Below are 819 nucleotides of genomic sequence, written 5' to 3'. Positions count from 1 at the left end.
CACCCGTCGGCCAGGGTGCGGTGGAAGCGTTCGATCTTGCCGTTGGTCTGGGGCCGGTAGGGCCGGGTCCGTTTCGGGGTGATCCCGAGTTCGGTGCAGGCGTCGGCCCACGCGTGGGAGAGGTAGGCGGCCCCGTTATCGGAGAGGACACGTTCGACGGTGACGCCGTGGTCGGCGTACCAGGCGACCGCGCGGCGGAGCACGCCGACTGCGGTGGTGGCTTTTTCGTCGGCGCAGACCTCGGCGTAGGCGACCCGGGAGTGGTCATCGATGACGGTGTGCAGGTAGGCCATGCCGACCCGGCGGCGGGTGGGCCGGGGCCGGTCGGTGGGTTTGGCCCGGGTCAGGGTGGTGGCGCGGTTCTTCACTCCGGTGGCCCGGCCGGTGAAGCGCCAGCCCCCACCGTCGGGGATGTTGCCGAATTTGGTCACGTCCACGTGGATCAGGGAACCGGGGTGGTCGTGTTCGTAGCGGCGTAGGGGTTCACCGGTGACTCGGTCGATCCGGGACAGCCGGTTGAGTCGGCAGCGGACCAGGACCGCGTGCACCGTCGAGGCCGGCACCCCGACCCGTGCGCCGATCTGCACCGGTCCGATCCGGTGCCGCCACCGTAGGGAGACGATCCGGCGTACGAGATGGGACGGGGTGCGGGTCGGGGACCGGTGGGGCCGGGAGCTGCGGTCGGCCATCCCGGCGGGCCCCTCGGCCCGGTACCGCTTCGCCCATTTCTTCGCGGTCCCGGGCGTGGTCAGATACATCTTCGCCGCCGCGGCCAGCGTCCACCCCTCATCGACGACGAGTTTGGCGAGCCGTAACCGG

Annotated in this window: 1 protein-coding gene; it reads right to left on the bottom strand. The window is 71.2% G+C overall.

Features of this window, described 5'->3' with window-relative positions; genetic code table 11:
* Window positions 1–819, bottom strand: an 819-nt coding sequence (locus BGP79_RS03900; RefSeq protein ID WP_076693373.1) for an IS481 family transposase, incomplete at both ends; no start/stop codon positions are given.

The organism is Tersicoccus sp. Bi-70, assembly GCF_001968825.1.
In the GTDB taxonomy this organism is placed as follows: domain Bacteria; phylum Actinomycetota; class Actinomycetes; order Actinomycetales; family Micrococcaceae; genus Tersicoccus.
The sequence above is the reverse complement of the archived record's forward strand: the minus strand, read 5'-3'. Positions and strand labels throughout refer to the sequence as shown.